The organism is Mesorhizobium norvegicum, from assembly GCF_004919685.1.
Taxonomy (GTDB): domain Bacteria; phylum Pseudomonadota; class Alphaproteobacteria; order Rhizobiales; family Rhizobiaceae; genus Mesorhizobium; species Mesorhizobium norvegicum.
Genome location: NZ_SMYZ01000244.1, coordinates 1 through 247, shown reverse-complemented (window position 1 = coordinate 247; position 247 = coordinate 1). Strand labels below are relative to the sequence as shown.

The 247-nt window shown below is 62.8% G+C and carries 1 pseudogene; it reads right to left on the bottom strand.

Annotation, left to right across the window (positions count from 1 at the left end):
• Nucleotides 1-247: pseudogene (locus FCU66_RS40930) on the bottom strand (MFS transporter); the annotation flags it as partial.

The window sequence follows — 247 nt, the reverse complement described above, 5'->3', positions numbered from 1 at the left end:
CGACAGGATCACGCAGAAGGCCAGTGCGAACAGCGCGATATTGCCCGTGTGCGACGTCCACGGAATCGACGCATACAGCACGAAGCCGAGCACGAAGAAGACCGCGTAGGTCATCTTGCGGCCCAGGCGATCCGAGAGCGACGCCCAGAAGAAACGGCCGCCGATGTTGAACAGGCTCAGCAGACCCGTGAAGCCCGCAGCGATGGCTGCGATCTGGCCCTTTTGCGCGGCGGTCAGGTCCATGAAC